29 protein-coding genes and 2 tRNA genes are annotated in these 25,586 nt (G+C 41.9%); 19 read left to right on the top strand and 12 right to left on the bottom strand.

Annotated elements, in window-relative coordinates:
* Positions 1 to 234: 234 nt before the first annotated feature.
* The 3 genes from SOI84_RS09540 to SOI84_RS09530 all read right to left on the bottom strand — a co-directional run bounded on the left by SOI84_RS09540 (position 235) and on the right by SOI84_RS09530 (position 2,514).
* Positions 235 to 732 carry a YajQ family cyclic di-GMP-binding protein gene (locus tag SOI84_RS09540; protein WP_320674283.1) on the bottom strand — a complete coding sequence of 166 codons (498 nt, stop codon included), beginning with the start codon at positions 730 to 732 and terminating at the stop codon, positions 235 to 237.
* A gap of 131 nt (positions 733 to 863) precedes the next feature.
* Positions 864 to 1,376 (bottom strand): DNA recombination-mediator protein A, encoded by a 513-nt coding sequence (locus tag SOI84_RS09535; protein ID WP_320674282.1) that lies wholly within the window; start codon positions 1,374 to 1,376, stop codon positions 864 to 866.
* A 46-nt stretch (positions 1,377 to 1,422) separates the two neighbouring features.
* Entirely contained in the window at positions 1,423 to 2,514 is a 1,092-nt protein-coding gene (locus SOI84_RS09530) for a phosphotransacetylase family protein (protein ID WP_320674281.1), read from the bottom strand.
* 209 nt (positions 2,515 to 2,723) lie between these two features.
* Between SOI84_RS09530 and SOI84_RS09525 the strand changes: the two genes are divergently transcribed.
* Positions 2,724 to 3,476: an SDR family oxidoreductase gene (locus SOI84_RS09525; RefSeq protein ID WP_320674280.1), complete on the top strand. Its 753-nt coding sequence runs from the start codon at positions 2,724 to 2,726 to the stop codon at positions 3,474 to 3,476.
* A gap of 22 nt (positions 3,477 to 3,498) precedes the next feature.
* On the opposite strand, the gene map is transcribed toward SOI84_RS09525, so the two are convergent.
* Positions 3,499 to 4,341, bottom strand: coding sequence for a type I methionyl aminopeptidase (gene map / locus SOI84_RS09520; RefSeq protein ID WP_320674279.1), 843 nt, complete (start codon positions 4,339 to 4,341; stop codon positions 3,499 to 3,501).
* A gap of 353 nt (positions 4,342 to 4,694) precedes the next feature.
* On the opposite strand from map, the gene rplS reads away from it, so the two are divergent.
* From rplS to gltX, 5 genes are all read left to right on the top strand, one after another.
* Positions 4,695 to 5,183, top strand: coding sequence for a 50S ribosomal protein L19 (gene rplS / locus SOI84_RS09515; protein ID WP_320674278.1), 489 nt, complete (start codon positions 4,695 to 4,697; stop codon positions 5,181 to 5,183).
* 67 nt (positions 5,184 to 5,250) lie between these two features.
* Positions 5,251 to 5,323: transfer RNA gene (locus tag SOI84_RS09510), tRNA-Trp, on the top strand.
* A gap of 36 nt (positions 5,324 to 5,359) precedes the next feature.
* Positions 5,360 to 5,548 (top strand): hyperconserved protein Hcp, encoded by a 189-nt coding sequence (locus tag SOI84_RS09505; RefSeq protein ID WP_006043540.1) that lies wholly within the window; start codon positions 5,360 to 5,362, stop codon positions 5,546 to 5,548.
* Positions 5,549 to 5,774: 226 nt separating this feature from the next.
* A tRNA-Asp gene (locus SOI84_RS09500) sits at positions 5,775 to 5,848 on the top strand.
* Between the two features lie 31 nt (positions 5,849 to 5,879).
* Complete coding sequence (gltX, locus tag SOI84_RS09495) at positions 5,880 to 7,304, top strand: glutamate--tRNA ligase (RefSeq protein ID WP_320675458.1); 1,425 nt, start codon at positions 5,880 to 5,882, stop codon at positions 7,302 to 7,304.
* Here gltX and SOI84_RS09490 read toward each other — a convergent pair.
* From SOI84_RS09490 to tsaD, 4 genes are all read right to left on the bottom strand, one after another.
* Complete coding sequence (locus SOI84_RS09490; RefSeq protein WP_320674277.1) at positions 7,245 to 8,519, bottom strand: cation:proton antiporter; 1,275 nt, start codon at positions 8,517 to 8,519, stop codon at positions 7,245 to 7,247. The genes gltX and SOI84_RS09490 overlap by 60 nt on opposite strands.
* Positions 8,520 to 8,753: 234 nt before the next feature.
* Positions 8,754 to 9,329: a DUF1643 domain-containing protein gene (locus SOI84_RS09485; protein ID WP_320674276.1), complete on the bottom strand. Its 576-nt coding sequence runs from the start codon at positions 9,327 to 9,329 to the stop codon at positions 8,754 to 8,756.
* 388 nt (positions 9,330 to 9,717) lie between these two features.
* Positions 9,718 to 9,900: a high light inducible protein gene (locus SOI84_RS09480; RefSeq protein WP_320674275.1), complete on the bottom strand. Its 183-nt coding sequence runs from the start codon at positions 9,898 to 9,900 to the stop codon at positions 9,718 to 9,720.
* Positions 9,901 to 9,920: 20 nt separating this feature from the next.
* The gene (gene tsaD / locus SOI84_RS09475; RefSeq protein ID WP_320675457.1) at positions 9,921 to 10,991 is read right to left on the bottom strand and encodes a tRNA (adenosine(37)-N6)-threonylcarbamoyltransferase complex transferase subunit TsaD; all 1,071 of its coding nucleotides are present in this window, start codon (positions 10,989 to 10,991) and stop codon (positions 9,921 to 9,923) included.
* Positions 10,992 to 11,068: 77 nt separating this feature from the next.
* Between tsaD and SOI84_RS09470 the strand changes: the two genes are divergently transcribed.
* Entirely contained in the window at positions 11,069 to 11,611 is a 543-nt protein-coding gene (locus SOI84_RS09470) for a Photosystem I reaction center subunit III (RefSeq protein WP_320674274.1), read from the top strand.
* An 89-nt stretch (positions 11,612 to 11,700) separates the two neighbouring features.
* A complete protein-coding gene (psaJ, locus tag SOI84_RS09465; RefSeq protein ID WP_320675456.1) occupies positions 11,701 to 11,817 on the top strand; it encodes a photosystem I reaction center subunit IX in 117 nt (38 codons plus the stop codon).
* Between the two features lie 82 nt (positions 11,818 to 11,899).
* Here the strand turns inward: psaJ and gmk are convergent, their stop codons facing one another.
* Positions 11,900 to 12,484 carry a guanylate kinase gene (gmk, locus tag SOI84_RS09460; RefSeq protein WP_320674273.1) on the bottom strand — a complete coding sequence of 195 codons (585 nt, stop codon included), beginning with the start codon at positions 12,482 to 12,484 and terminating at the stop codon, positions 11,900 to 11,902.
* 68 nt (positions 12,485 to 12,552) lie between these two features.
* On the opposite strand from gmk, the gene SOI84_RS09455 reads away from it, so the two are divergent.
* Together SOI84_RS09455 and tatC are read left to right on the top strand one after the other, a co-directional pair.
* Complete coding sequence (locus tag SOI84_RS09455) at positions 12,553 to 14,262, top strand: NFACT family protein (RefSeq protein WP_320674272.1); 1,710 nt, start codon at positions 12,553 to 12,555, stop codon at positions 14,260 to 14,262.
* 129 nt (positions 14,263 to 14,391) lie between these two features.
* Positions 14,392 to 15,126: a twin-arginine translocase subunit TatC gene (gene tatC / locus SOI84_RS09450; protein WP_320675455.1), complete on the top strand. Its 735-nt coding sequence runs from the start codon at positions 14,392 to 14,394 to the stop codon at positions 15,124 to 15,126.
* On the opposite strand, the gene SOI84_RS09445 is transcribed toward tatC, so the two are convergent.
* On the bottom strand, positions 15,077 to 15,421 hold the full coding sequence (locus SOI84_RS09445; protein WP_320675454.1) for a DUF3067 family protein: 345 nt from the start codon (positions 15,419 to 15,421) through the stop codon (positions 15,077 to 15,079). The two genes, tatC and SOI84_RS09445, sit on opposite strands and share 50 nt — an antisense overlap.
* A 101-nt stretch (positions 15,422 to 15,522) precedes the next feature.
* Here SOI84_RS09445 and petC point away from each other — a divergent pair, with 101 nt between their 5' ends.
* The 5 genes from petC to SOI84_RS09420 all read left to right on the top strand — a co-directional run bounded on the left by petC (position 15,523) and on the right by SOI84_RS09420 (position 19,147).
* Positions 15,523 to 16,059, top strand: a complete 537-nt coding sequence (petC, locus tag SOI84_RS09440) for a cytochrome b6-f complex iron-sulfur subunit (RefSeq protein ID WP_320674271.1) — start codon at positions 15,523 to 15,525, stop codon at positions 16,057 to 16,059.
* Positions 16,060 to 16,099: 40 nt separating this feature from the next.
* Positions 16,100 to 17,035, top strand: a complete 936-nt coding sequence (gene petA / locus SOI84_RS09435) for a cytochrome f (RefSeq protein WP_320674270.1) — start codon at positions 16,100 to 16,102, stop codon at positions 17,033 to 17,035.
* 38 nt (positions 17,036 to 17,073) lie between these two features.
* Positions 17,074 to 17,928: a prolipoprotein diacylglyceryl transferase gene (gene lgt / locus SOI84_RS09430; RefSeq protein ID WP_320675452.1), complete on the top strand. Its 855-nt coding sequence runs from the start codon at positions 17,074 to 17,076 to the stop codon at positions 17,926 to 17,928.
* A gap of 3 nt (positions 17,929 to 17,931) precedes the next feature.
* Positions 17,932 to 18,693 carry a precorrin-4 C(11)-methyltransferase gene (cobM, locus tag SOI84_RS09425; RefSeq protein WP_320674269.1) on the top strand — a complete coding sequence of 254 codons (762 nt, stop codon included), beginning with the start codon at positions 17,932 to 17,934 and terminating at the stop codon, positions 18,691 to 18,693.
* A gap of 160 nt (positions 18,694 to 18,853) precedes the next feature.
* On the top strand, positions 18,854 to 19,147 hold the full coding sequence (locus SOI84_RS09420; RefSeq protein ID WP_320674268.1) for a helix-turn-helix transcriptional regulator: 294 nt from the start codon (positions 18,854 to 18,856) through the stop codon (positions 19,145 to 19,147).
* Between the two features lie 97 nt (positions 19,148 to 19,244).
* Here the strand turns inward: SOI84_RS09420 and SOI84_RS09415 are convergent, their stop codons facing one another.
* Positions 19,245 to 20,831 (bottom strand): Ppx/GppA phosphatase family protein, encoded by a 1,587-nt coding sequence (locus SOI84_RS09415; protein WP_320675451.1) that lies wholly within the window; start codon positions 20,829 to 20,831, stop codon positions 19,245 to 19,247.
* A 163-nt stretch (positions 20,832 to 20,994) separates the two neighbouring features.
* Here SOI84_RS09415 and SOI84_RS09410 point away from each other — a divergent pair, with 163 nt between their 5' ends.
* Positions 20,995 to 21,888, top strand: coding sequence for a 4-hydroxybenzoate polyprenyltransferase (locus SOI84_RS09410; RefSeq protein ID WP_320674267.1), 894 nt, complete (start codon positions 20,995 to 20,997; stop codon positions 21,886 to 21,888).
* 1 nt (position 21,889) lies between these two features.
* Entirely contained in the window at positions 21,890 to 22,789 is a 900-nt protein-coding gene (locus tag SOI84_RS09405) for an LD-carboxypeptidase (protein ID WP_320674266.1), read from the top strand.
* On the opposite strand, the gene ispD is transcribed toward SOI84_RS09405, so the two are convergent.
* Positions 22,773 to 23,453: a 2-C-methyl-D-erythritol 4-phosphate cytidylyltransferase gene (gene ispD, locus SOI84_RS09400; protein WP_320674265.1), complete on the bottom strand. Its 681-nt coding sequence runs from the start codon at positions 23,451 to 23,453 to the stop codon at positions 22,773 to 22,775. The genes SOI84_RS09405 and ispD overlap by 17 nt on opposite strands.
* Before the next feature lie 91 nt (positions 23,454 to 23,544).
* Here ispD and SOI84_RS09395 point away from each other — a divergent pair, with 91 nt between their 5' ends.
* Positions 23,545 to 24,624, top strand: coding sequence for a potassium channel protein (locus SOI84_RS09395; RefSeq protein WP_320674264.1), 1,080 nt, complete (start codon positions 23,545 to 23,547; stop codon positions 24,622 to 24,624).
* A gap of 47 nt (positions 24,625 to 24,671) precedes the next feature.
* A complete protein-coding gene (fabG, locus tag SOI84_RS09390) occupies positions 24,672 to 25,424 on the top strand; it encodes a 3-oxoacyl-[acyl-carrier-protein] reductase (RefSeq protein WP_320674263.1) in 753 nt (250 codons plus the stop codon).
* Positions 25,425 to 25,586: the final 162 nt, after the last annotated feature.

Genomic DNA, 25,586 nt, shown 5'->3' with positions numbered 1-25,586 from the left:
GTAAGCCAGCTTCTAAAGTTAAATACCTGAGCTTACAAACCTAGGGTTACAACACATAAATAATGTGAGTTATCTTTCTTTAGTTTTAACAAGATAAAGCTTTATAAATTTAATTATAATAATATCAAACAGAGAGTTTTGATTAAGGTTGAAAGGGTTTACTTTTAAAGAATTAATATCAAGAAAAGTCTAAGATTAGTTTTATCAACCTTTTAATTCATAGAAATCACTATTTTACCTATAGTTCTCGAATTGCAGTGGGACTTCTAAACCGTCCTCTTGATCGCGAAGTATTGCTATCGCAGTTTGCAGATCATCTTTACTTTTGCCTGTGATCCTAAGACTTTCTCCTTGTATTGAAATATTCACTTTCTTAACAGAATCTCTAATGGATTTACTCAGTTTCTTTGCGAGCTCCTGAGTAAGACCTTTTCTTAGAAAGACCCTTTGTTTTATTCGGTTTCCCGCTGAGGGTTCAGAAGGTTGAAAGTCAAAAATTTTAATTGAAAGATTTCTCTTTACAGCCTTCTGCCGCAATATGTCTTCGATAGACTTTAAAGTCATTTCAGAAGCAGTCGTAATAACTAATTCTGTATCTTCTAAATCAAATAAGGAGTTTGAGTCTTTAAGGTCATAACGTTGATTAACCTCTCTTCTTAATTGGTCTACTACGTTAACCAACTCTTGGCGGTCAAAATCAGAAACCACATCAAATGAATAGTTATCAGCCATAAGAAAGACTTCTATTGGTTCGAATTAGAAAGCCCCCTACACTAATGAGCAGAAGACAAAATAAATATACACAATACTAGAAAGCTATTAAAGCGGCACTCTTAAAATAAGAAAAAAGAAAAGAATTTAGACTAGTCAAAATACATTAGGCTTACCACTTTTCCCATATCCTCAGCACTTCGACAGCTCGTTAGCAAAGTCTCACTGTCATGGAATGCGAAACAAATCAACTGATCACAGCGACCAATAATCTCCTGGTTACACAAACTACTCGCCATTGGCAAAGACAAATCGTCATTATCACCTTTCTCAATAAGATGTAAAACGTTTGCAAGTTCTTCACGAATTTCTGGCGTCTGACGTTCCAAGCTTTGGGGTAAAACAACAGTCAAAAGAGCAGGAGCAACTTGTAAAACACCTCGAATAACTGCTGCATTTACTCCTTGCGCCCCTGAGGTAATAATTGAATGCCCTTCCTGTGCCAATGATCGAGCTATTAGCTCAACAAGATGAATTGCAACAACAGGTACGTGCCTACTCCCTAAAAACGCTATATGCCTCTTGCCCTTGTCCTGCAACAAAGCAAGCTCTTGAGAGAGAGTGTCTACGCTATCAACAGAAGGCAAATCTAAAGATCTACTCAAGTAGCCCCCCTATAACAATAATTTGAAAGTAGCAGCGATACTCTCTTCAACACGACAATCCCAGAGTTGTAAACAAATCATCAAGATGGCAATGCTCTTCTACCAGACGAAAGGCATAAGCAGCTTTTACGGCCTCATGCAATCTGACATGTCCAAAAGCCTGCTCAATTACCTCAACAGTGGTCAAAGTATCTTGTTCTACCTTAAGCAAAGGAACCTCAAGTTCTTCCGCTCGATAAATCAATTGGGGCAATGGCTCTCCTGCACCAGTAAGGATTAGGCATTGCGTAGAGGCCTCAAGAGCAGCTAATTGAATTTCAGTCCGATCAGCTCCAGTAACTACAGCCATATTCCTCAACCGCCGAAAAAATTCCATAGCAGAGTTGACATTCATGGCTCCAATGCTCAAAGTCTCGACCATAAGTTCCAAACGTTCAGGGCAACAAATCACTCTTGCCTTAAGCCTCCTCACCAGCTCTCCTACAGTCACACTTCTCAAGAGGGGAGAACGAGGCATGACCCCATATACCTTTAAACCAAGCCTCTTCAATGCAGGCACTAAATCACTCTCTATCAAATCTATTTCATCTGGATCAACAGCATTTAAAACCACTCCCAAGAGTCGTTCTCCCAATTTTTCTTTTGCCGCAAGCAAGGGTTCAACACTCCTGCTGTCACTCCAAGGATGAGCTATCAAAACAGGTGCATCAAGCGCTTCTGCAAGTTGCCAAAGACTTAGCCCATAGAGGAGTCCCTCGTGAAGGCTGCCAGCCGCTTCAAGCAAAGTTAAACCATTTGACTGAGAAAGAACTTCCTCTCGAAAAACCTCAAAACTATCCCCAGGGGTAAGAGTTGCTTTCGACAAGCGATGCTGAGCTGTTTGAGGGTTGATTAGATGAAGTGATGGAATCAGTTGATCATTTTTCAGTCCAAGAGTTTCACCAATAAAGCGAACATCGTCATCAATCAATGGAACTGACAAATCCTGATCCATTTGCTCAGGCTCGAAGCTAGTAGCAAGTGGCTTACCAAAACGAACAAAAATGTTCGCATCAATAAGATACTGGGCAAATCCCAACACCAAAGCAGATTTACCGCTAAATGGCTCACAAGACCCAATGAGCAAGGCCTTACTCATAGAACAAATCCATATTGCGTTTAGAGAAAGATCTAATTTTCCACATTGACATATATACAGCCATAAGCAACATTCCAATGAAAACCTTAGGAAAGTTTTGGTGTTAGACCCAATCTGCTGAAGCCTAATACTCAGAAGTTAAACACATATTGCAAATATGAATAAATCACGTTAGCAATCAGGAAGAAAAATCTATATGTTTCTTTGAAATGTTGTTTAGTTCTGGCCTAAAAAGCAAATTAACCGGCAAGCGTATTGGGATCACTGGAGCCAAAGGGACTCTGGGAAAAGCTCTAACAAAATCCTTAAAGGAAAAGGAAGCTGTGATAATTGGAATCACACATGGAGAAATTCCAAAAATTGACGTTCTAGCTGACAGTCCTCAAGAATGGGTTAAATGGGAATGCGGAAAAGAGTCTTCACTTGAATCAACTCTTGCAGGACTTGATATTTTGATACTCAACCATGGTATTAATCATCATAGTAATCTGACACCCAGTGATCTAACCGAAGCCTTGGAAGTAAATGCGTTAAGCAGCTGGAGGTTAATGAAGCTGTTTCAATCTATTTCTGAAAAAGAAAGCAACAATTCTGCTCAACGTGAAATCTGGGTCAACACCTCTGAGGCTGAAATACAACCAGCACTTAGCCCTGCCTATGAGCTAAGCAAGCGTCTAATTGGCCAATTGGTAACTTTGAACTGGATCAATCTCTCGAAGAAACAAAGAAAGAAATATAGAATCAGAAAACTTGTTCTTGGACCATTTAAGTCAGAACTAAATCCAATAGGATTAATGTCTCCTAGCTGGGTAGCAAATCAAATAATCAATCAAGCAGACCTCGGACTTGATCTAATAATAATAACTCCAAATCCAATAACATATTTTCTAATGCCTATAACTGAACTCTCAAGGATATTTTACGCAAAGATTATGCAATCCACACAAATAAGCCATAGTTGAATTAATAACTGATCTCTTCTTTTTACAAATTATCCCTATCAGTAAGTATCTCACAACCATCAGAAGTTACGACTATAGTATGCTCCCACTGAGCAGAAAGGCTGCCATCTTTGGTAACCACCGTCCAGCCATCTTTAAGGGTTCTGCATGCTTTACTGCCTGCATTCAAGATAGGCTCAACAGCGAGTGTCATTCCTGCCCGAAGAGCAACATTTGGAAGTTCATTTGTTCGAAAATTGAATACTGAGGGCTCCTCGTGGAGATTCCTACCAACACCATGTCCTGTGTAATCCTCAACTACACTGAAATTATTTGCCCTAACGTGATCTTCAATTGCACCTGCAATATCTAAAAGAGTGTTTTTAGGTTTTATTTGCTTAAGCCCAACCATCAGAGCTTCCTGAGCAACTTTACTTAATCTCATTGCGAGCTCTGGGACTTGCCCCACGCAAATAGTTATACAACTGTCCCCGTGATAGCCATCAAAATAAGCGCCAGTATCAACCTTGAGCAAATCACCTTCCTTGATAACTCTTTTAGGTCCTGGAATCCCATGCACGACCTCATTATTGATACTTGCACAAATACTTGCTGGAAAACCTTGGTAACCCTTGAAACTTGGGACAGCCCCCAGATCTCTAATTCGACTTTCTGCATACTTATCAAGATCAGCTGTTGTCTGACCGGGCTCTGCCATCAAACTTATTTCACGAAGAACAGTTGCAACAATATTGCTCGCCTTTCGCATAATCTCTACCTCTCTAGCGGACTTTATTTCCACTCCTCTGCGCTGATTGATCCTTGGTCCAGCAACGACCTCCTTGGACAAGGTTTTCGAAGTTAAAAGGTCTGAAAAAAGTTTCATTTGGTCCAAAAAGGAATTTCCGGATAAAAATTTGGAGCGCAAAGTGTGAAGCTTCTGTCTCCAGCCAACTTAAATTTATCTCGATTTAGAATGTTTGCAGCAAGTGCTTGCTTGCAAGACAAAGCAAAGTAATTCCTTAAGGCTTTTAAAATCCGCTGTGCTCCAATTTTTTTTCACTCCTACTTGAGCAGCCAGTTGTTGATGGCTTTCATAAATTCTGCTTCAATAGAGTGTTAATCCCTTCCTCGAGCTTGTCCCAAACGAATCTTTTTTAAAAAGTGGTCTAAAAAAAATGGATATTTGGATTAGTGGGAATGTAATATTGAGGTTTGCCGAGTTATCGCGGAGCTTGGATGACAACCGAGTCGAAAAGTACTTCCCCTGAGGATAGTGCAACTACAACTGAAGAGACAGTTTCTCCTGACACTGAGCCCGCTTCTTCTCCAATGGAGGAAGAAGCTTCTAAAGCCTTGGTCAGAGAAAAACTAAATGCAGAGGAGCTAATTCACGGATTCGAGACGTCGCAGCAAAAAAACAAACTCCCCGAGATATACGTTGGAGACACTGTTCGCGTTGGTGTTCGAATAAGCGAAGGCAATAAAGAACGTGTCCAGCCCTACGAAGGTGTTGTGATTTCTAAGCGGCATGGAGGTCTAAATGGAACTATTACTGTGCGTCGTATTTTTCAGGGAATAGGAGTCGAGCGTGTATTCATGCTGCATAGTCCCCAGGTGGCCTCCATAAAAGTTGAACGTCGCGGTAAAGTTAGAAGAGCGAAGCTTTTCTATCTGCGTGATCGGGTGGGCAAGGCCACACGCGTGAAGCAGCGCTTCGACCGCTGAGGTTTATACCTCGTTCAAACCAAAAAACCGTCGTCTTATTACGACGGGTTATATGTACATCGTAAATGCGCCGTTAGTTCAGTTGGTAGAACGCAGGTCTCCAAAACCTGATGTCGGGGGTTCGAGTCCTCCACGGCGCGTCCGATGAATTGTCCTGCAGTTTCCTAGTTTTGAGCATGGAGTTGGATCTTCAACCTGGTGATGTCGTAAAAGTGCTCGAATCTGCAGCCTTAGGCTGGGTTCGTGCTCGAGTAATTCGAGTCAAATCTGGTGGTCGTGTAGTCGTACAAAGTGACCAAGGGCGGGAATTTACTGCTCGAGGGAATCAAGTTCGACTAATAGAACCAGCAGGTTTCCGACCATGAATTTGGTAAAGAGTCTTTAACCTTTAAACCTCAGAAGATCCTTATTAAGCATTAAGGATCTTTTTCCCTATGCAAGGCAAATCAAATGACCACTGCCCTGAACCTTCAATTGGAGAGATCTTATGAGCAAGTTGACGTGAGGCAGGGCAGAGGTTGATACTTCACTGATTGTTTAAGCGCAAACCACCCACCTCTTTTTCCTGCGACTTCAAGCAAACGTAATCCTGGGACCGTAGTTCAACTGGTTAGAGCACCGCCCTGTCACGGCGGAAGTTGCGGGTTCGAACCCCGTCGGTCCCGTTACCTAAGCTTTCCAAAAAAAACTTTGACTGTGCGTGTTCGCCTAGCCCCAAGTCCTACTGGGAAGCTTCATATAGGCACAGCAAGAACAGCCTTGTTCAATTGGCTTTTTGCTAGGAATCAAAGGGGGAAATTCTTACTGCGTATTGAGGATACAGATCAAGAAAGATCGCGCGAAGAATTTACTGAAAACATTCTCGAAGGCCTTCAATGGCTTGGCTTGAATTGGGACGAGGAACTTGTTCGGCAAAGTGATCATATAAATAGCCACCGCAAAGCCATACAAACTCTCCTAGACAAGGGCCTGGCCTATAGGTGCTATGCAACAGAAGCTGAATTGGAAGAAATGCGTAATGATCAAAAAAACAGAGGTCAAGCCCCTCGCTATGACAACAGACATAGAAATCTATCTTCCGAACAAGAAAAATCCTATATAGAAAAAGGCAGAACATGTGTTGTACGTTTTCGCATTGAGGACAACGAGTTAATTCAATGGAATGACCTCGTAAGAGGAAAAATGATTTGGAAAGGAGCAGATTTAGGCGGAGATATGGTTCTTTCTAGGCGATCCCCCTCAGACAAAATTGGTTCTCCTCTATACAACTTAGTGGTAGTTCTTGACGATGCTGCAATGCAGATCAGCCATGTAATTCGGGGGGAAGACCATTTAGCAAATACAGCTAAGCAATTAGTCCTATACAAAGCTTTCGGATTAGCTGAACCAATTTTCGCTCACACTCCATTAATCCTTAATACTGAAGGCCGCAAACTCTCTAAGCGTGATGGAGTCACCTCAATAAGCGATTTCAGAGATATGGGCTATACCCCTGACGCAATGGCTAATTATATGGCTCTATTAGGTTGGTCTGTCCCTGATGGAATGGATGAAAAATTTACTGCTAATGAGGCAGCAGAGGTTTTTAATTTTGACAGAGTAAACAAGGCAGGTGCAAAGTTTGATTGGGACAAGCTGAATTGGCTAAATGCACAAATTATTCATCAATGGCATCCCGAGAAACTTTTTGAAGAAATCAGCCCAATCCTAAGAGACAACAATTGGCAACTTCCAGAAAAGGCTTGGGGCATTGCTTTGGCAGAGCTAATAGGGCCATCACTCACTGTCATTAATGACGCTTTAGAACAATCAAGACCTTTTTTCGAGGTACCTTTACTCAAACAGGATGGGCTCGAACAATTACAACTAAAAGGTGCAAAAACGGCCCTTAAATTTCTCCTAGAGAAACTTGAAGAAGATCCTTGGAATGGAATGGAAATTCCAAAAGCACAAGGACTATTAAACGATTCCGCCAAAAAGGCCGAGGTAAAAAAAGGTTTAATAATGAAGAGCCTTAGAGCAGCACTATTTGGCCAACTTCAAGGACCAGACCTCCTCTCCTCATGGAGCCTCCTTGCCAGGGTCGGCCAAGACAGAAGCCGTATTAGAAGGTGCTTGTAAATCTGTTGCTTCTTCGCTCTTTTGTGGGGCTAACAAACCAAACGCCTTAGCCAAAGGTTGAGCTGTTAGCCCCTGAATCCCAACAGTCATTAGGATTGTCAAAAAAACTAACCCTTGAAGACGACCAGCCCCCAAAACGCCAGCTTGTTCAAGCCGAATTGAGAATAGGGACGCCACAGCTGCAGTCACAATCCCTCTAGGAGCCAACCAACCTAAGAAAAGTCTCTGCCTAAAATCAAGAGGCAAGCCAGTTGTAGCAAAACTAACGGCAAGAGGTCTGACTACAATCATTAGAGCCAAAACGCAAGTAAAACCACCCCAACCAAGCGGGCTTAGCTCACTCCATGAAACATCTGCGGCCAATAAGGGGAAAAGCATTGTTATTGCAAGTTGAGCAAGTTCTCGAATTAAGCCATCCAACTGACCAGCATTAGTTGCAGGCCTCCGACCAACAACTACTCCTGCCGAAACTGATGCTGGGAGCCCAGAAAGAGGGAGTAACCACTCACAAACTCCATATAAAAGAAAAAGCAACCCTAAAGTTATTTGAAGTCTCAAGCCAACTGAAGGCTCTGGCTTTAAAAACCTTAAAGCCTCTGACATTAGCCAACCAAAAATTAAACCCAGGCCTACGCCTCCACCTAATTTCACGAAAGCTCCAGAAGCGACCTCTCGCCATCCATGCAAATCCCCCAAAGCGAGCTGAAGAAGTAGCAAAGCCATAACCGCGCCTATTGGCTCCAAGACAAGACCTTCTGCTTCGAGCACATCTCCCAAAGGAGATGCAAGGCGTATTTGTTGCACTAAAGGGGTAACAACTGTCGGACCAGTGGCTAAAACAATTGCGCTATAGACAGATGCGACACCCCAGCCCAAACCAGCCAACCAATGAGCTGCAAACAAAACAGCCGGGAAAGACACTAAAAGTCTAATTACAGATATTCGAAAAACTGTGGCTTTTATTGTGTCACCAGGAAGTCGAAGGTTTAGTCCTCCATCAAATAAAACAAGGCTTACCAAAAGGCCTACTACCGTCTCGAGACCATCTCCCAAATCAAGAGGCTCGACTAAACCAAGCCCCGATCTACCAATCAAAAGTCCAGCAAGCAAAAGCAGAACCACCCCAGGGAGCCCTGTAAAAGCAGCCAATAGCCTTGCCCCCGCGCCGGCGAAGACAGTAACGCCCCAAAGCAGGCCTAGCCGCTCAGGTGTCATAGGAAGTCCTTTTGAGAGCTTTTAACACAAGAACTAATAAAAATAATGGCTGTTCTGATAGAGCCTCATGTCGGATAAATCGATTTATAACATCTAAAAACTAAATGGACAAAACAAACATTAATGGTTCTCTTATATCCGTGCAGAAATATTTCATGTTAGATCAATTTGAAACTGTTGTTTTATCTAAAGGCAACCTTATTCATTCAAGAGGAGAAGTGCACTATCATCTCTTCAAAACAAAGTCTCATAGATCTTTAACGACACATTTGCTCCAACATATAAAGGGTGGAGGGGATTACCTCCCAAAGTCGTTCCCAAAGCAAGAAGACCCTTTGTATTGGGGAAAAGTTTTTCTCTCTTCAGGACTGCGGGTTTCAACATTGACATTGCCTCTTCATTCCTTTTAAGGAAAGTTCCACCTTCTCCCCATCCCAACCATAAATCTAAATCAGATTCCTTTGACCACCTATTAAAAATGGAGAGAAGAACATTGTCATTTAGATCCCCGATAGGATCCCGAGATTTCCTAAGAGTTAAAGGAGACTTAGCAACTAGGGCAAATATATTCGCCACTAGAAGTCCTCCATAGCCCCAAGAGCTTGCAAAAGCAATTGCCCTCCGAAGGGTGGCATCATCCTGTAACTTATTTGCCTTAGAAGGATTTAAGCCCACAAATACAATTGTTTTAGGACTCTGCCCTATTTCGCGCTTCAACCACCAGCGATAATTTCCACAATTGCTAAACGAAGCATCAGGTCCCCTAGAATTCCAAACTTGCTCTAAAGATTCGAGAACTTGCCTTGCCATCACAAAATGGGTGTTTGGTTCTTGACATATTTTCGTAAGTCTTTTGATCCTCTAGCAATCTCAAGGTTTGTTTAAAGATGTTGTCTGAGTCAATACAAACCACAGCAGCAGCTTACATAGCTTGAAAAAGCTTAATTGTGTTACTTAAAATCAATACTGGCTTAACTAATACAACGCCAACCTTAATAACCTCTGAATGGGGGGGGTGAGGGGTAGGGTGTGAGGGTGGACTAATAGCTATAAAGAATAAAAGACTTACTCTTAGGACATTGCATAGCAAATCATCATGAAAAACAGGAAGTGCGGATATAGAAATACATGTTAAATATACAAACCCCTAATCTAAGAAGCTATAGCTCCAAGAAACAAGATCTTACTACTAAGTAAATCATCCCTGGACACTAAATCTAAGCAGAATAAGAATACTTATTCCTACTGCAAGTCCAAACATAGCCATCCTCCCATTCCATATCTCGGCCTGAGGAGTAAAGCCTCTCCTCCAGGAATTCAACTCTCCACTTGTTACTTTTTCTGGATCTGAAGATAACTCATTTTTAGATTTGGTTTCCATTTATGAAAAAGGGAAATAACTCAAAAAAGAGGCTTTTGACTATATAAAGCCTCTGCTTGGTTGAGGGGCATACGAGCCACAACTCCTAGTTCTAAAGAGCTAGAGCATTGCGATAATTTTAAACGATTTAAAGCTGCGGCGCCGATCATTGCAGCATTATCTGTACAAAAGGCTTTTGGTGCAAGATTGACTTCAATGGAATTTTTCTGACAAGACACTTCCATTAACTCCCTCAATCGACGATTAGCCGCAACACCCCCAACCATAACCACTTTACTCAAACCCCTGTCTGAAGCACAAATCACGGTCCTTTCAACCAAAACTTCCGCCACAATATTTTGAAAACTAGCGGCAAGGTCGGGAACTGGTAATTTCCGTCCCTCTGAGGCAAATAATTCGACCTTCCTAAGCATTGCAGTCTTTAAACCGCTAAAGGAAAAGTCGTATGAATAATATCCACCGCCAGGCTTTGAAACCTTTCCTTTAGGAAGTTGAAATCTTCTAGGGTCTCCTCCTTGAGCAATTGCTTCTATTGATGGTCCTCCTGGATAAGGCAACCCAAGTAAACGTGCAACTTTGTCAAAAGCTTCTCCCGCTGCATCATCATGACTCCTTCCAATACGTTCATATGCCCCATGATCTCTAACCTCAATCAACTCGGTATGACCGCCACTCACAAGTAGCACCAAATATGGTGGGTCGGGGGGCTCTTCAGACAATAAAACCGAAGCAAGGTGACCTTCTAAGTGATGAATTCCTATAAACGGCAATGAATACAAAGCCGCCAAAGTTCTCGCAGTTACTGATCCAACCATAAGGGCCCCTACTAAACCAGGAGTAACAGTTGCAGCAACCGCATCAACATTTGGGATATCCACTTTGGATTCTTCTAATGCATCAGCAATCAAAAAAGGAAGAGCTTCTAGATGTCTCCTTGAAGCAATTTCAGGTACAACCCCTCCCCATAAGGAATGTTCCTTAACCTGAGAAGCGATTTTGCTTGACAAAACATATGTTTTTCCTTGGTTTCTTCTGACCAAAGAAACCGCTGACTCGTCACAACTTGTTTCGAGGGCAAGCACAGTTGTCAACATATGGAGGTAACTGATCTAACTTTGTATGGTTACATGCTGCCTAGAAGGGCAGAATTAATACAGGTATCGAACTAATGCGTCGTCTCTTCGCCGTCTTGCTCTCGGGCCTTCTTGTATTCGGCTTTGCGCCAGTTGCAAAGGCTGAGATCTCCGATTTGCATGGCGGACTTACCCCTTGTTCTGAAAGCGCTCGCTTCCAGGAAAGAGCAAGTGCTGCATCAACTCCACAAGCCATAGAAAGGTTTGAAAGGTACAGCAAAGCAGTATGTGGGGATGATGGTCTCCCACATTTGATCGTACCGGCAACTATTGAGCCTTTTGGCGCAAATGTTTTCCGCGGCCATGAAGGAGATGTCTTAATACCAGGACATATTTTCCTATATGTTGCAGGAATTATCGGCTGGTCAGGTAGGGAGTATCTCAAGCTTGCCCGTGCCTCAAAAAATCCGGCTGAAAATGAGATTTTCTTGGATCCTGACTTCCTCAGAGCTGCTTTAGCAAAAGGTGCAATGTGGCCTCTAGAAGCTGACAAAGAGGCCCGCTCTGGTCGACTCCGTGAAAGCAACAGCAAAATCACAACTTCGCCAGAATCTGACTTCAGCAAAGTTTCCTTCTAGCTGAGCCTCCTCAATTCTCTAACCATCAAAACAAAACACCAGCCATGTCAAACACACCACATAAAGGCACCTATTACGACAAGCACAAGATTTTCAGATCTGTGCCAGTAGTAGCCGCTGGATGGGTTCTATTTACTGCAGGGTACTTAATTGAATTTAATCGTTTCCACCCTGACCTACTATTCCACCCAATGTCTTTTGGCTAGTAGAAACTGTCTCTAAATAAGAGAAAGAAGCTTAATGTCTTAGGACCTAAGTAGGTTGCGAAATTAATTTCAAAGAAGGGCCTCAAAGCCCTTCTTTTTTTGTGGTGAAGCCCATTAATTCCTCTACTTGATAACAAGCATCTTGCAAGTCATCATTAATTATCACAGCATCAAATTCATCTTTTGCATTTAACTCTTCCCTGGCTCTGAATAAACGTTTTTGAATAGCCTCATCAGAATCCGTTTCCCTACCTCTAATACGGTTTTCTAATTCTTCAAAGCTTGGAGGAGCTAGAAAGATATGAAAAGAATCAGGAGAGTTTTTGCGAATCTGTCTTGCACCTTCTAGCTCTATTTCTAACAAAACTGGCTGACCTTGTGAAAGGTGATCTAAAACAGGCTTACGAGGAGTGCCATAACTATTCCCTGCGAAGTCAGCCCATTCGAGAAAGCCTCCATCTGAAACCAATTGCAGAAAACGATCTTTTTGCAAAAAGAAGTAATCTTTACCCTCTATTTCACCTACTCTAGGTTCTCTTGTTGTTGCAGAAATAGAAAGCCAAATTTGAGGATGAGACTTTAAAAGTTCCCTCACCAAAGAACCCTTTCCTACGCCACTTGGACCAGTGATAACAGTCAGTCTGCCAGCATCAGTTGAGAGTTCCATCTACCTATGCAAAATCGGCGTACAGAATACAAAGATAACTCCAGAAAGAATACCTTCTTAAAAAATAAATGTTGTCAAATTCACTCCAGATAATGGACCTTACCACTCTAAAAGCAGTCCTTAGCGAATTGCGTAAAGAAATTGTCCCCAGCCGATTTGAAACAGCCCAACAACCAGAGCCCCAAACACTTCAAATTGGCTTAAGGACCCTAAAGGGATTGGTTTGGCTTGAACTCAGCTGGAAAGCAGATGCAGCAAGATTAGTTAGGGTACCCTCTCCATCACGTATCGGCAGTAAAAGCACTCTTGCAAAACAAATTCAAAATTGCCTTGGACAAATGACCTTGGTAGAAATCAAACAAAAAGACTTTGAACGTGTTGTTGAATTTAATCTAGCCTTGCGTCCAGGAGAGCCTATTAAACGATCTCTAATACTTGAATTAATGGGAAGGCATAGCAACTTTTTACTACTTAATGAAGATAAGCAAATTATTACTCTTGGTCGCCAAGTCCGTGAGAGTCAATCTCGCATCAGGCCAATAAGTACAGGAGACCGATATGTTCCTCCACCCCCTCTTAAAGGAATCAAGCCCAACAAGAGCGAAACAATAGACAGTTGGAAAAGACGCCTATGCTTAACTCCAGAAACCTTAAAAAAAAACTTACATTCAAGCTATCAAGGAATTAGTCCTTCGCTTTCATTGCAATTAGCCCACGAAGATTTTGAGATAGCAATAGAGATTCTCAACCTCCCTGTGCTACAGATAAGTGATAGACGATGGACAATGCTCCACAAAAGTTGGTGTCAATGGCTTACACAACTTGATGAAGAAATATTCAACCTCAGCTTTCAAGGACCAACTCCCTACAGAGTGTGGAACTCAAAAGTACTTAATCCCTCCAAATCAAGCAAAAACCTTGCACTTGCTCTAGGTCATTATTACAAAGAAGGTCTAAACAAAAAGGAAATAAATAGTCTTTCTAAAAAACTTAAAAAAGTTCTTGATTTGCACCTTGAACATGAATTAGAAGCGCTCCAAAACCAAGAAGCTTTATTAGAAAAAACCGTTGAAGGCCCTCAACTAAAAGAAGAAGCAGACTTAATTCTCAGCATGCCTTCGCTAACTCGAGATAGTGTTTTAAAAGCACAAAAGTTATATGAGAAAGCAAAAAAACTTAAACGATCTGTGGATCGTCTCAAAAACAGGTGCAAACATCATAAGCAAAGGATCGAACTAATTCATAACAGCGAGACCTATCTAGAAAATCTAATAACAAACACCTGGGAAACTAGCGTAGATCGTCTACAAAGACTTAAAGAGCTAAATATGGAAATTGATGATTTACTAAAAAAATCAAACCAAAGCAAGAAACACAAAAAGAACATTCAAAACCAACCTAATCCTTTAGAGATAAAAAGCCCAGCAGGTCTTCTTATCCAAATAGGTAGAAACCATCGGCAAAATGAATTAATTAGCCTCCGCTATTCAAAATCCGGAGATCTTTGGTTTCATGCACAGGAATGTCCTGGCAGCCATGTTGTCCTTAAATCTTCTACAACTTTTCCAGATGAACCTGATCTTCAGCTAGCTGCTGACCTTGCCGCATATTTCAGTAGGGCTAAAGCCAATAAAAAAGTTGCTGTTGTTATGACCCCTACGCAAAACCTGCAAAGAGTTAACAATTCAGCTCCAGGAACTGTCCGGCATCGTGGAGGCACCATCAGATGGGCTCAACCAGAACGGGCCAAAAAATATCTCACTTCGAATAGCCCTTAACCTCATAATGCTGTTGTATCTAACCCTCAAAACTATTTTGAAAATCTCTATAACCTCTCAATGACTAAACCTGCCACACCACATCAAAAAGCAGGCAAAAGGATGGAATCCCTCCCCAACGAAATAGAGATGCCATTGGTAGATCATCTTGAGGAGCTTCGGCAGAGGGTCCTCTTAAGCCTTCTTTCTGTGGTTATAGCAGCGGCAGGAAGCCTTTTATTTATAAAACCTTTAGTACGTATGCTTGAAGCGCCTGCCGGGTCGATTAAATTTTTACAAGTAGCGCCTGGTGAGTTTCTTTTTGTCTCATTAAAAGTTGCAGGATACGCAGGACTCACTTTTTCTCTACCTTTCATCCTCTATCAAGGACTCTCTTTTATTCTTCCTGGTTTAACTATCAGGGAAAGACGTCTTATTGCACCAGCTGTAGCAGGGTCAGCAATATTATTTTTTGCGGGACTAGCTTTTGCATGGTGGGCATTAGTTCCTGCTGCACTTAGGTTCCTTCTCCACTACGGAGCAGACGTAGTGGAGCCTATTTGGTCAATTGAACGTTATCTAGATTTTGTACTTCTACTAATGCTTTCTACAGGATTAGCTTTTCAATTGCCTGTTCTTCAATTGCTTTTAGGTGCATTTGGGCTAATCAACTGGAAACAAATGCTCTCTTCTTGGCGTTGGGTGGTTCTTGTAGCAGCTTTATTAGGCGCTGTTCTCACTCCATCTACTGATCCAGTCACAATGCTCCTATTGACTACTGCCATAACAGCCCTCTTCTTAATAGGGGTTGCTTTAGTTGCCCTAACTGATCAGGTCAAAGGACAAATTCATCCAAACGCTGATCAGCCACCAGCGGCAGACTAAGCGCCTTGCCAACCCGAGGTCTTTTTGGGGTATTTGAGAGCCAACTCCTTACTGAATCAGCTAAGCCAAGCCTATTAACAATATCAAGAACTTCTGCAATATGCAGTCTATAAGCGCTCTCTTCTAACGGAAAGGATTGCTGCTCCAGATAAGCCCACATAATTTGCAAATAAAGACGTTTATTCCTAACTACTAACTGCAAGTCATAGCTCACATCCCATCGTTGAATCAGGCAATCAATCACCTCGTCAACATCGAGTGGAAGGTAAAAGTCTTTAGATGCGCTGTCAGTCAAGGCGTAAGGGTTGCGACGAGATAACAAAGGCCTTTCCCAAAAGCAATCGGGGCCCTTCACAGTCCATAATGGTCATTATTGTGCTCAGGTTAACGACCCTTATGACACAAATGACCAGTAGCGATGTGCCCTCAATGGGGCGAAGGCAGTTCATGAATCTGCTTACATTTGGATCGCTAACTGGGGTCGCCCTCGGTGCCCTATATCCAGTGGTTAATTACTTCATTCCTCCTAGCGCAGGCGGCAGCGGAGGCGGGACAAGTGCGAAAGATGAATTAGGCAATTCAGTAACTGCAACTGGATGGCTAGCCAACCACCCCGCTGGAGACCGAAGCCTTGTTCAGGGGCTTAAGGGAGACCCCACATATTTAATAGTTGAAGGAAACGATGCTATTGGGGCTTACGGGATAAATGCCATATGTACCCATCTTGGATGCGTCGTACCATGGAATGCAGGTGCAAACAAATTTCAATGCCCATGTCATGGCAGTCAATATGACCCAACTGGGAAAGTGGTAAGGGGTCCCGCACCTTTATCACTTGCATTGGCAAATGTATCTGTCGAGAACGACAATGTTTTTGTAAGTCAATGGACTGACACCGATTTCCGGACCAGTGAAAAACCCTGGTGGGTTTAGAGCCTCACACAAAGTCTTTACCAAGCTTCCTATCTCCATCATGCGTCGATTTCTCTCACAGTTACTAAGTTCCTTCTTGATTCTTGGTTTAGCAATATCAATTTCTCCAACCAAAACTTGGGCATACCCTTTCTGGGCGCAACAAAATTACGAAAACCCAAGAGAAGCAACAGGAAAAATCGTTTGTGCCAATTGTCACTTGGCTCAAATGACTACACAGGCAGAAGTGCCTCAATCAGTAAGAGCTGACAGTGTCTTTAAAGCCGTTGTCAAAATACCCTATAAAACTGGGACAACAGAGATAGGTGCGGATGGCAGCAATGTTCCTCTGCAGGTAGGCGCCGTTGTAATGCTCCCTGACGGATTCAAATTAGCTCCGCAGGATCGTTGGAGCGATTCAATAAAAGAAGAAACACAAGGTGTTTACTACACTCAATACAGTGACGAGCGGGATGACATAATCCTCGTAGGCCCCCTTCCAGGAGACCAAAATAGAGAAATAGTATTTCCAATTTTGGCCCCTGACCCCTCGAAAGATAGCAAAATAAAGTTCGGGAAATATTCAATTCACGTAGGTGGAAATCGTGGCAGAGGCCAAGTCTACCCGACTGGAGAAAAGAGCAATAATACAATTTTTACAGCTTCTATCAGCGGCACCATCTCTTCAATCAATGATGGAGAAAACAATGAAAAATTAATTACAATTCAAGGAGAAGATTCTAACAAAGCCATTGAGAGTATTCCAGCAGGGCCAACACTCCTGGTTAATGAAGGAGATAAGATAGAAGCTGGCGAACCTCTAACTAACGACCCTAATGCAGGAGGGTTTGGCCAACTTGACACAGAAGTTGTGCTACAGAGTCCTACAAGAATCTTTGGTCTACTTGCATTCTTTGCTGCAGTTTCAATTGCACAAGTCCTACTGGTCCTCAAGAAGAAGCAAGTTGAGAAGGTACAGGCTGCAGAAGGAATCTAAAAGGGCCCTCATCCTAAACAAGTAAGACAGATAAGTACATTGTGATTGCCACCTTCCAGTCACCAGGGCCTGAGATAATTCAGATCGGTCCAATTTCCCTAAGATGGTATGGTTTACTAATAGCAATATCCGTTTTCATTGGTCTAAGAATTTCAAGTTATATAGCAAGAAAAAAAGGTTTAGGATATAAATTAATAGATGATCTTTTGCCTTTTCTCGTATTATCATCCCTAATTGGAGCACGTACATACTATGTGGCTTTTGAATGGGGAAATTATAGAGAAAATTGGTTAGAGGTTTTCGCTATATGGAAAGGTGGTATTGCAATTCATGGGGCACTGATTGGAGGAGCTTTAGCAATCTTTCTCTTCTGTAGATTCAAGAAGCAGAGGTTTTGGGAGATCCTTGATATAATCGTTCCATCTGTTGCTCTTGGCCAAGCAATCGGCCGATGGGGAAATTTCTTCAACAACGAAGCGTTTGGTTTACCCACCAATCTTCCCTGGAAACTATTTATACCGTTTATTTACAGACCTGCCGTATTCACCTCTGAAAAATATTTTCACCCAACATTCTTATACGAATCAATTTGGAACCTTTTAATTTTCCTTGTATTAATTTACCTACTAAGAAAGAGCATGAAAAAATCCGAGAAGCTTCTTAATGGCTCAATTAGCTGCTTATATATTTTCTCATACAGCATAGGGCGCATTTTGATAGAAAGTCTTCGTATCGATCCATTATGCATTGCATCAGCACCCCCCTTCTGCGAGGGCGGCATCAGAACTGCACAATTAATGAGTCTTATACTTTTAACTTTTGGAATCTTGGGCCTTTGGAGACTCTTTGTTCAAAAGAAAGATCTCCCCAGCCTGACATCAAATAACTACTAAAAAATGATTACCACACCTATAGCTTTTGTAGGCGCAGGACCCGGAGCCCCCGACCTTCTCACGATACGTGCAGCAGAGCACTTAAAGAAGGCCGATGTTCTGATTTGGACCGATTCGTTAGTCAACCCTCAAATAACTGACCTAGCAAAAAAATCTTGCGAAAAGATCCGAACCAGTTCACTAACTTTAGAAAATATTCTCAACCTACTAATTAAAAAAGCCCAAGAAGGAAAGAAAGTCGTTCGACTTCATGACGGCGATCCATGCTTATACGGTGCGATTTCGGAACAAATCTCTGGGCTAATTCATGCAAAAATCGATTTCGAAGTCATACCTGGGATTAGCGCCTATCAAGCGACTGCAGCGAATCTTAAAAGGGAACTAACAATTCCGGGAATTGTCCAAACAATCATTCTTAGCAGGGCTTCTGGTCGAACAGGTGTACCCAAAAAAGAATGCTTAGAGAGACTCGCCTCACACAGAGCATCTCTCTGTCTTTATTTAAGCGCTCGGCATGTAGAAGAAGCCCAATCAGTTCTTCTTGAGCACTATCCAGAAGAAACACCAGTTGCTATTAGCTACAGGGTTAGCTGGCCAGATCAATGGATAGCTTTAGTACCTTTAAGAGAAATGGCAAAAACTTCTATCCAAAAAAAGCTAATTCGCACCACCCTTTATTTAATAAGTCCTGCCTTAGAGGAAACAACAATGCGCTCGAAGCTTTACTCGCCTGAACATGACCATCTATTTCGACAAAAGCAATAACTGCTACTAAAAACTTCTAACCTCAAAACAAAGAAGCTATTTACATAACATGTGAGCAAGTAGAAAGAAATTCCGGAAATTAACAGCTTAATATGAGCAAATCATGACATCTGCCAATTAATCACCTATCTTTTAGGCACATTTTGAGTGGGCTGAAAATATGTATAAGGGCACTGAAGGTATTCATGACAAAAACCTTCTTCAAGCAAAACAGCATTCTTCACTAAAAGAAATTGGTGAGCTCCTTCAAAAAGCTAGGCAGGAACAAAATATTTCGCCTGAAGATTTTGCTAATGCCCTTAGGCTTGGGGAAGGTCAACTACATGCACTAGAGAATGGAGAAGTAGGGAATCTTCCCGAACCAGTGTTCATCAAGGGGATGATTAGAAGAATCGCAGAAAAACTAAACTTGAATTCTGAAGAAATAATTGAACACTTAAAATTAATTGAATAGGAATTTAAAAGTAACCTATGTTCTCGTGCTCTTAGGATTTGGCTCTATCAAGAGAATATCAGTTAAACAAAGATTGATTCATTACTCCTATTTATTCCTATAACACAACAACTTGAAAAGTGTGTCCTGTTAGATCTTTAAAGATTTTAGCACAACTTTTTAAACTCCACATTTCCAGATTCAAGTCATCTTCTGCACTAGCTCCATGAAGCTCAAAACATATACCCGGCTGATTATATTTAACTTTAATTGTTTCAACATATCTATCCGGACGTTTATCGATTGAAGTGGCGAGTCTTAAAATCAATGACATCTCAGAAACAATTTTCCTTTGCGAGGCTAATACAATTGACTGCCATGCCTCATGGCGGTTTTTAGGGAGACTTTTACGGTGATATCGAGCAATTGCAGCAACCATCAAATGCTCAGAATGAGAATAACCAAGCAATTCTCCATGTCGAATTAAATACCAAGAATGCTTATGATAGGCACTTATATTGATTACTTTTCCACAGGTATGTAGCATAGCTGCTGCCCACAAAAGTTCTCTACTTTCTCCCAGATTCTTATGTACGATACCAACAGTTTGATCATAAATACTAAGAGCATAACTAGATACACGATTCGCCCGGTTTAAATCAACAGAGAAGCGCTTTACTTGATGAAGAACTGTTCGTTTTCTAATGATACTTTGATAGCTATATTTATCTTCTAAAAGACCATGCCGAAACATCCAATCGACTATCAATCCTTCTCTTAATGATCTTTCACTAAGAACCAATTCTTCTACACCTAGCATCTGCATAGCAGTTTGCAAAATTAAAGCGCCTGGGACAATTATCTCTGCACGTCGATCATTAATTGGAAGCAAAGAACGCCTTTCCTCAAAAGACATGCTAATTAACCTTTGGCTTATATTCTCAATTCTTTCTCTAGATACAGTGTAACCGTGCAACTTAAGCGGGGAGATTTCTTGTTCACTAGCCAAAATTGATCCTAAAGCTAAGGCTGTTCCACTTGTTGCAACCATCAGTGGCTGCTCATCAGCTTTTATCCGACTAGATACTTTTTGCACTGCTGGCTCTAAGGAAGCCATAATAAATGTCTTTAAAAATTTTCTTCTTTTTGAAGAAATAGGCTCTTCTTTTACCAACTGTTTTTGGAGTCGAACTGCTCCAAGCTTCGTACTTGTAAGAGCTCTTGCGTCTCTTCCATCAGCAAGAACCAACTCTGTAGAACCTCCACCAATATCCAGCAAAATATGTGGTCTATCTTCAAATTTCATCCCAGATAGCACGCCTAAGTAAATAAGCCTTGCCTCCTCAGCTCCGCTAATCAAATCAACATCAAGATCTATGCGCTCTTTAATTCTCTTTAGAAATTCATCCCCATTAAATGCCTCTCTTACTGCGCTAGTAGCCACAGTCACTGAATGATCGACTTTATGGCTATCGATAATGGCCTTAAATCTATCTAGGGCTTCCAATCCTCTAACCATTGCCTTCTCTGTCAGGTCACCTGTCTCTGTCTCTCTATCTCCCAATCGAACTGTTGCCTTCTCTGCTAATTGAATAGAGAAAGAATTCAAACGCGTATCTACTAAAGCAATAAGAAGGTGAATGGAATTGGAGCCAATATCTATGGCGGCGACCTTTTGCAAACCTTGTGAAGAGTCTTCTGGCATATCTCCAACTGAAAAACTTGGCTGTTTCTCCAAGGGCAAATTGGAAGTCAGACTTAGATCTCTGGCTCCCATTGATCACTAATGTTCATAGAGAATACTCTTGCATCATCTACCCAAAGCAATGGCACAATTTTGATTAAGGTCTCTATAAATACAAAAATACGTGAAAAAGATTCAAATCCCATATCAATTAAAACAATGGAGTGCGTTACTTCGTTGGAACAAACCCAGCGGAAGGCTCATACTCCTCATTCCTGCAGGATGGGCTCTTTGGCTTACGCCCTCAGCTCCTCCAGAAACTGAATTGCTATCCCTGATTATCCTCGGCGGGCTTGCTATAAGTGCCGCAGGCTGTATAGCAAATGATCTATGGGATAAAAATATTGATAAAGAAGTAAATCGAACAGCAGAAAGGCCTCTTGCTAAAGGAAGTGTAAAGAATTCAACTGCTTTTTTCTTACTTCTATTTTTCTTATCGTTAAGCCTTTTTGTAGTCCTTTCTCTTCCAATGCATAGTCGAGGACTTTGTCTTCGACTAGCAATTTTAGCTCTACCCCCGATTTTGCTCTATCCATCAGCAAAGCGTTGGTTTCCATACCCTCAAGCGATTCTTGCTATCTGCTGGGGCTTTTCTGTACTAATACCATGGGGGGCAAGTGAAGCAAACCTAAATGGTGGAACCCCACTCTTAGGGTGTTGGTTAGCAACGCTTTTTTGGACCTTTGGGTTCGACACCGTATATGCCATTGCGGATAAAGATGACGATCAAAAGCTGGGCCTAAAAAGCAGTGTATTGAGTTTAGGAGAAAATATTAAATGGATAGTTCCGATAACCTATGCAATAGCATGTGCCTCTCTTGCTAATGCAGCATATTTTGCAGGAATTAGATTTATTTTCTGGCCAATCTGGATTATTGCCACAGCAGGAATGCAACGAGAAGCTTACTTAATTAATAATAATAAGCTAAAGAAAGGAGGCCATGGGAAACATTTCAAGAATCAAGTAAAGCTTGGTTCTCTTTTATTTTTAGGTTTAATCCTTGGCCAAATTAGATAAAATGATCAAACTACTTCAGCAAACAATTCCTGCCTCATTAAAGCAAGGAGATGAAGTCGCATTTGCCGCTACAGCATCAGCCTTTAATGATGAAGATCTTTTAATTGAAGGTACAAAAGTGTTGCAAGGGTGGGGCCTTGTATGTAGGTCGACAAATATCCTCAATCGAAGGTGGAGAGAACTTGCAGGTGAAGATGAAATCCGCAATAAAGATCTTCAACCAGAGCCTTCAGCACCGTTAATAGCATGTGCAAAGGGTGGGTGGGGGTCTTCACGATTACTAGAACTTCCCCAGAGATGGCACACAGGATGGATTCTTGGTTTTTCAGATGTAACTTCTTTACTCTTAGCAAGGCTTTCGGCCGGATTCCATGGTTGCATTCATGGTCCACTAATTACAACTCTTGCAGCCGAACCCGAATGGAGCAAAGAAAGGCTTAGATGTCTTCTTTTTGGGAAGCCAATTCCTGCAATTGAAGGAGATCCATGGTCCAAAGGAGAAGCAATTGGACCATTAGTTGTTGCCAACCTCACTGTTGCTTCTCATTTGCTAGGCAGCAAATTTGTACCCGATTTAAAAGGAGCAATTCTCATTCTTGAGGACATTGATGAAGAGCCATATCGAATAGATCGAATGCTCACACATTGGCGACTGGCTGGTCCCCTTCAACAAATAGCTGGCCTAGGCTTTGGAAACTTTAAAGATTGCGAAGGGGACGGACCACTTGCAAAACATGAGAAATCCTCTCTTGAAATGGTTCTAAAAGAAAGGACTTCGGACCTAGGGATTCCGGTCTTAGGAGAATTGCCAGTAGGCCATTTAGTCGGTAATGCAGCCTTACCACTAGGAAATCTGGCGAAAATTGATTGCCAAAAAGGGCTCCTCAAGCTTTTTCCCTAAATGAGATAACTGACTCAGCGACTAGTAAATCAAAAGGTGTAGTGACCTTGATATTTGAAGAAGGAGCTTCTAAAACTTCGACTGGCCAGCCAAGACTCTCATACAAAGAAGCATCGTCAGTAACAGACCAATTCTTTGCATCTGCTATTGCATGAGCCTCCTTCAATTGATCAACAGCGAAGCCTTGCGGAGTCTGGGCTGCCCATAATTCAGAACGACAAGGAGTTCCCAAAATCAAGCCCTTGTTATCTACACGTTTAATTGTGTCTGTAACAGGAACAGCCGCTATAACCGCTTTGCCTAAGACAACTAATTTCGCACAGCGATTAAATAATTCCGATTCCACAAGACATCTTGCACCATCATGAATCAATACATGCTTGGCTCCTTGTGGCAAGCCTGCCAAACCTCTCTTTATTGACTCCTGTCGAGTTTTTCCTCCTTCAATCCATTGAATTGGTTTTGGGGAAGCTTTCATGAAATGCGTTATTTCTTCTTGATCAACTTTTTGACCAACTATGCCTATCCAAGTAATTTCCTCGGCCAAAATGGCCGCATCTAAAGTCCAAGCAATGACTGCTCTTGAAGCCAAGGGAAGCAACAATTTATTCTTAGTTGCCCCCATTCGACTTCCCGAACCTGCAGCCGCAATAAGAAGATGCACAAGAGGCTCCTATCAATTAGCAAGTTGAGATCATATCCATACAATCAACTGAAAACAGTTCAACAAGCTGATCGAGGCTAATCCTCTCCTTATGAAAGAAAGATGGCCTAATTCAAAAGGGAGCATCCTTAAAGGGTTAAGGCTTCGTGGTCTTGCAAAACCTTGGTTAGGACCTCTTATTGCACTCAGCATTTTGCTGTTACTAGGTGCCTTTGGGTATCGAATAACAGAAGGGTGGGACTGGGGAGACTCTCTCTGGATGGTACTCATCACAATAAGCACAATTGGTTATGGAGAAGTTGCGCCATTATCTGCAGCCGGCAGGTTAGTGACTGTTTTAGTGATCGGCGGAGGTTTAATTGTTGTTCAGCTAACAATCAAAAGAGTTCTAGACCTAACAGCATCAGGCTATTTCCGTCAGATGCGGGAATTGAGATTTCGCCGGATAATGAGACGTATGCATGACCATGTAATTCTCTGCGGATATGGCCGAATTGGCCAAGAAATTGCAGACCAACTTCTCAAAGAAAATGTCCCGACTCTAGTTGTAGAAATAGATCCAACGTCAAAATCAACGGCCGAAGAACGCGGATTAATGGCTTTAGAAGGTGATGCAACTCTTGATGAGACATTGCTACAAGCAGGGTTGGATCGCTGCAGAAGCCTAATCGCAGCATTACCTAATGATGCGGCAAATTTGTATGTCATCCTCAGTGCAAAAGGATTGAGACAAGAATGTCGCCTTATCGCTAGAGCAGATACTGAAGAAGCCTCTGCAAAGTTAAAACTTGCAGGTGCAGATGTTGTAGTTAGTCCTTATGTCACTGCTGGAAGAACAATTGCGGCTACTGCACTTCGCCCATTGGCCGTAGATTTCATGGATTTACTAGCCGGTTCCGGTTGCGAGATAGAGGAATTCCTTCTAACGAGCGATCCGAATGAATTTCAAAAACTTCAAAATAAAAGCCTTTCGGAAGTTCAACTAGGGCGTCAAAGCGGCGCAATGGTTTTAGCTATTCGAGACGGAGCAAATCTAGTCACGAACCCTGGCGGAAACATGAAACTTTCCCCTGGACAAGTTCTTGTGGTTCTGGGGAGCAAACAACAACTGGCCAAGCTAAGAGGAATACTTGGGAAAACACTTTGCAACGTAGAAACCATGTCTAGCTAAAAAACAAGACTCTTTGTCCTTACGATGCAAAGAACAAATGCCTACAAATGACGTCATCTGAAATGGTCCCTAGTGAGACAGCGCTCGTAACCGGAGCAAGCAGAGGCATTGGGAGAGCCATAGCAATCTCTCTTGCTGAAGCAGGTTTAGAAGTTGCTGTGAATTACAGCAACTCTGCCCATGAAGCCGAGAAAGTTGTCAAAGAAATAATTGCATCAGGAGGTAATGCTTATGCAATTCAAGCCAACGTTTCGGAAGAACAGGAAGTTGAGCGCCTAATTAGTACTGTTTTGGAAAGAAGTGGGAAAATTGATGTACTGGTAAACAACGCAGGAATTACTCGGGATGGACTAATGATGAGGATGAAAATAAATGATTGGAAAAAAGTAATTGATCTAAATCTTGGCGGAGTTTTCCTTTGCACTAGAGCAGTCTCTAGACCCATGATTAAACAAAAGAAAGGTCGTGTAATCAACATCACTTCGGTAGTAGGGCTAATGGGAAATGCTGGGCAAGCAAATTATTCAGCCTCCAAAGCTGGCGTATTAGGTTTAACTAAGAGTTCTGCAAAAGAATTCGCTAGCCGCGGTATTACTGTTAACGCAGTTGCGCCGGGTTTCATATCAACTGATATGACCAAAGGGCTAGCAGCTGATGAAATACTTAAATCAATTCCCCTTGGCAAGTTTGGGACACCTGAGCATGTAGCAAGTATAGTGAAATTCTTAGCAACTGACCCTGGAGCTGAATACATCACAGGGCAAGTGATTCAGGTTGATGGTGGAATGCTAATGAACTAAAAGCCCTGGTATCAAAAGTTACTTTCAATTTATATATTGTAGAATAGTTTAAGCTCTTTCAAAGAAGTGTGAAAGCATAAGAATTCACCTGTAAGTATTGATGCATTTAACGCTGTAAAATAAATCAAGGCGATATGGGAGCAATAATTACCATACTTCGCC

Source organism: Prochlorococcus sp. MIT 1341, assembly GCF_034092415.1.
Taxonomy (GTDB): domain Bacteria; phylum Cyanobacteriota; class Cyanobacteriia; order PCC-6307; family Cyanobiaceae; genus AG-363-P08.
The sequence above is the reverse complement of the archived record's forward strand: the minus strand, read 5'-3'. Positions and strand labels throughout refer to the sequence as shown.

Excerpts from the sequence above, each read along its gene's own strand:
- SOI84_RS09395 (WP_320674264.1), top strand. The coding sequence starts at position 23,545 with ATGAAAGAAAGATGGCCTAATTCAAAAGGGAGCATCCTTAAAGGGTTA.
- SOI84_RS09540 (WP_320674283.1), bottom strand. The coding sequence starts at position 732 with ATGGCTGATAACTATTCATTTGATGTGGTTTCTGATTTTGACCGCCAA.
- SOI84_RS09530 (WP_320674281.1), bottom strand. The coding sequence starts at position 2,514 with ATGAGTAAGGCCTTGCTCATTGGGTCTTGTGAGCCATTTAGCGGTAAA.
- SOI84_RS09505 (WP_006043540.1), top strand. The coding sequence starts at position 5,360 with ATGGAGTTGGATCTTCAACCTGGTGATGTCGTAAAAGTGCTCGAATCT.
- petC (WP_320674271.1), top strand. The coding sequence starts at position 15,523 with ATGACACAAATGACCAGTAGCGATGTGCCCTCAATGGGGCGAAGGCAG.
- SOI84_RS09490 (WP_320674277.1), bottom strand. The coding sequence starts at position 8,519 with ATGACACCTGAGCGGCTAGGCCTGCTTTGGGGCGTTACTGTCTTCGCC.
- cobM (WP_320674269.1), top strand. The coding sequence starts at position 17,932 with ATGATTACCACACCTATAGCTTTTGTAGGCGCAGGACCCGGAGCCCCC.
- SOI84_RS09470 (WP_320674274.1), top strand. The coding sequence starts at position 11,069 with ATGCGTCGTCTCTTCGCCGTCTTGCTCTCGGGCCTTCTTGTATTCGGC.
- SOI84_RS09525 (WP_320674280.1), top strand. The coding sequence starts at position 2,724 with ATGTTGTTTAGTTCTGGCCTAAAAAGCAAATTAACCGGCAAGCGTATT.
- SOI84_RS09405 (WP_320674266.1), top strand. The coding sequence starts at position 21,890 with ATGATCAAACTACTTCAGCAAACAATTCCTGCCTCATTAAAGCAAGGA.
- SOI84_RS09420 (WP_320674268.1), top strand. The coding sequence starts at position 18,854 with ATGTATAAGGGCACTGAAGGTATTCATGACAAAAACCTTCTTCAAGCA.
- SOI84_RS09455 (WP_320674272.1), top strand. The coding sequence starts at position 12,553 with ATGTTGTCAAATTCACTCCAGATAATGGACCTTACCACTCTAAAAGCA.
- petA (WP_320674270.1), top strand. The coding sequence starts at position 16,100 with ATGCGTCGATTTCTCTCACAGTTACTAAGTTCCTTCTTGATTCTTGGT.
- tatC (WP_320675455.1), top strand. The coding sequence starts at position 14,392 with ATGCCATTGGTAGATCATCTTGAGGAGCTTCGGCAGAGGGTCCTCTTA.
- fabG (WP_320674263.1), top strand. The coding sequence starts at position 24,672 with ATGACGTCATCTGAAATGGTCCCTAGTGAGACAGCGCTCGTAACCGGA.
- SOI84_RS09415 (WP_320675451.1), bottom strand. The coding sequence starts at position 20,831 with ATGCCAGAAGACTCTTCACAAGGTTTGCAAAAGGTCGCCGCCATAGAT.
- gmk (WP_320674273.1), bottom strand. The coding sequence starts at position 12,484 with ATGGAACTCTCAACTGATGCTGGCAGACTGACTGTTATCACTGGTCCA.
- map (WP_320674279.1), bottom strand. The coding sequence starts at position 4,341 with ATGAAACTTTTTTCAGACCTTTTAACTTCGAAAACCTTGTCCAAGGAG.
- rplS (WP_320674278.1), top strand. The coding sequence starts at position 4,695 with ATGACAACCGAGTCGAAAAGTACTTCCCCTGAGGATAGTGCAACTACA.
- SOI84_RS09480 (WP_320674275.1), bottom strand. The coding sequence starts at position 9,900 with ATGGAAACCAAATCTAAAAATGAGTTATCTTCAGATCCAGAAAAAGTA.
- SOI84_RS09485 (WP_320674276.1), bottom strand. The coding sequence starts at position 9,329 with ATGGCAAGGCAAGTTCTCGAATCTTTAGAGCAAGTTTGGAATTCTAGG.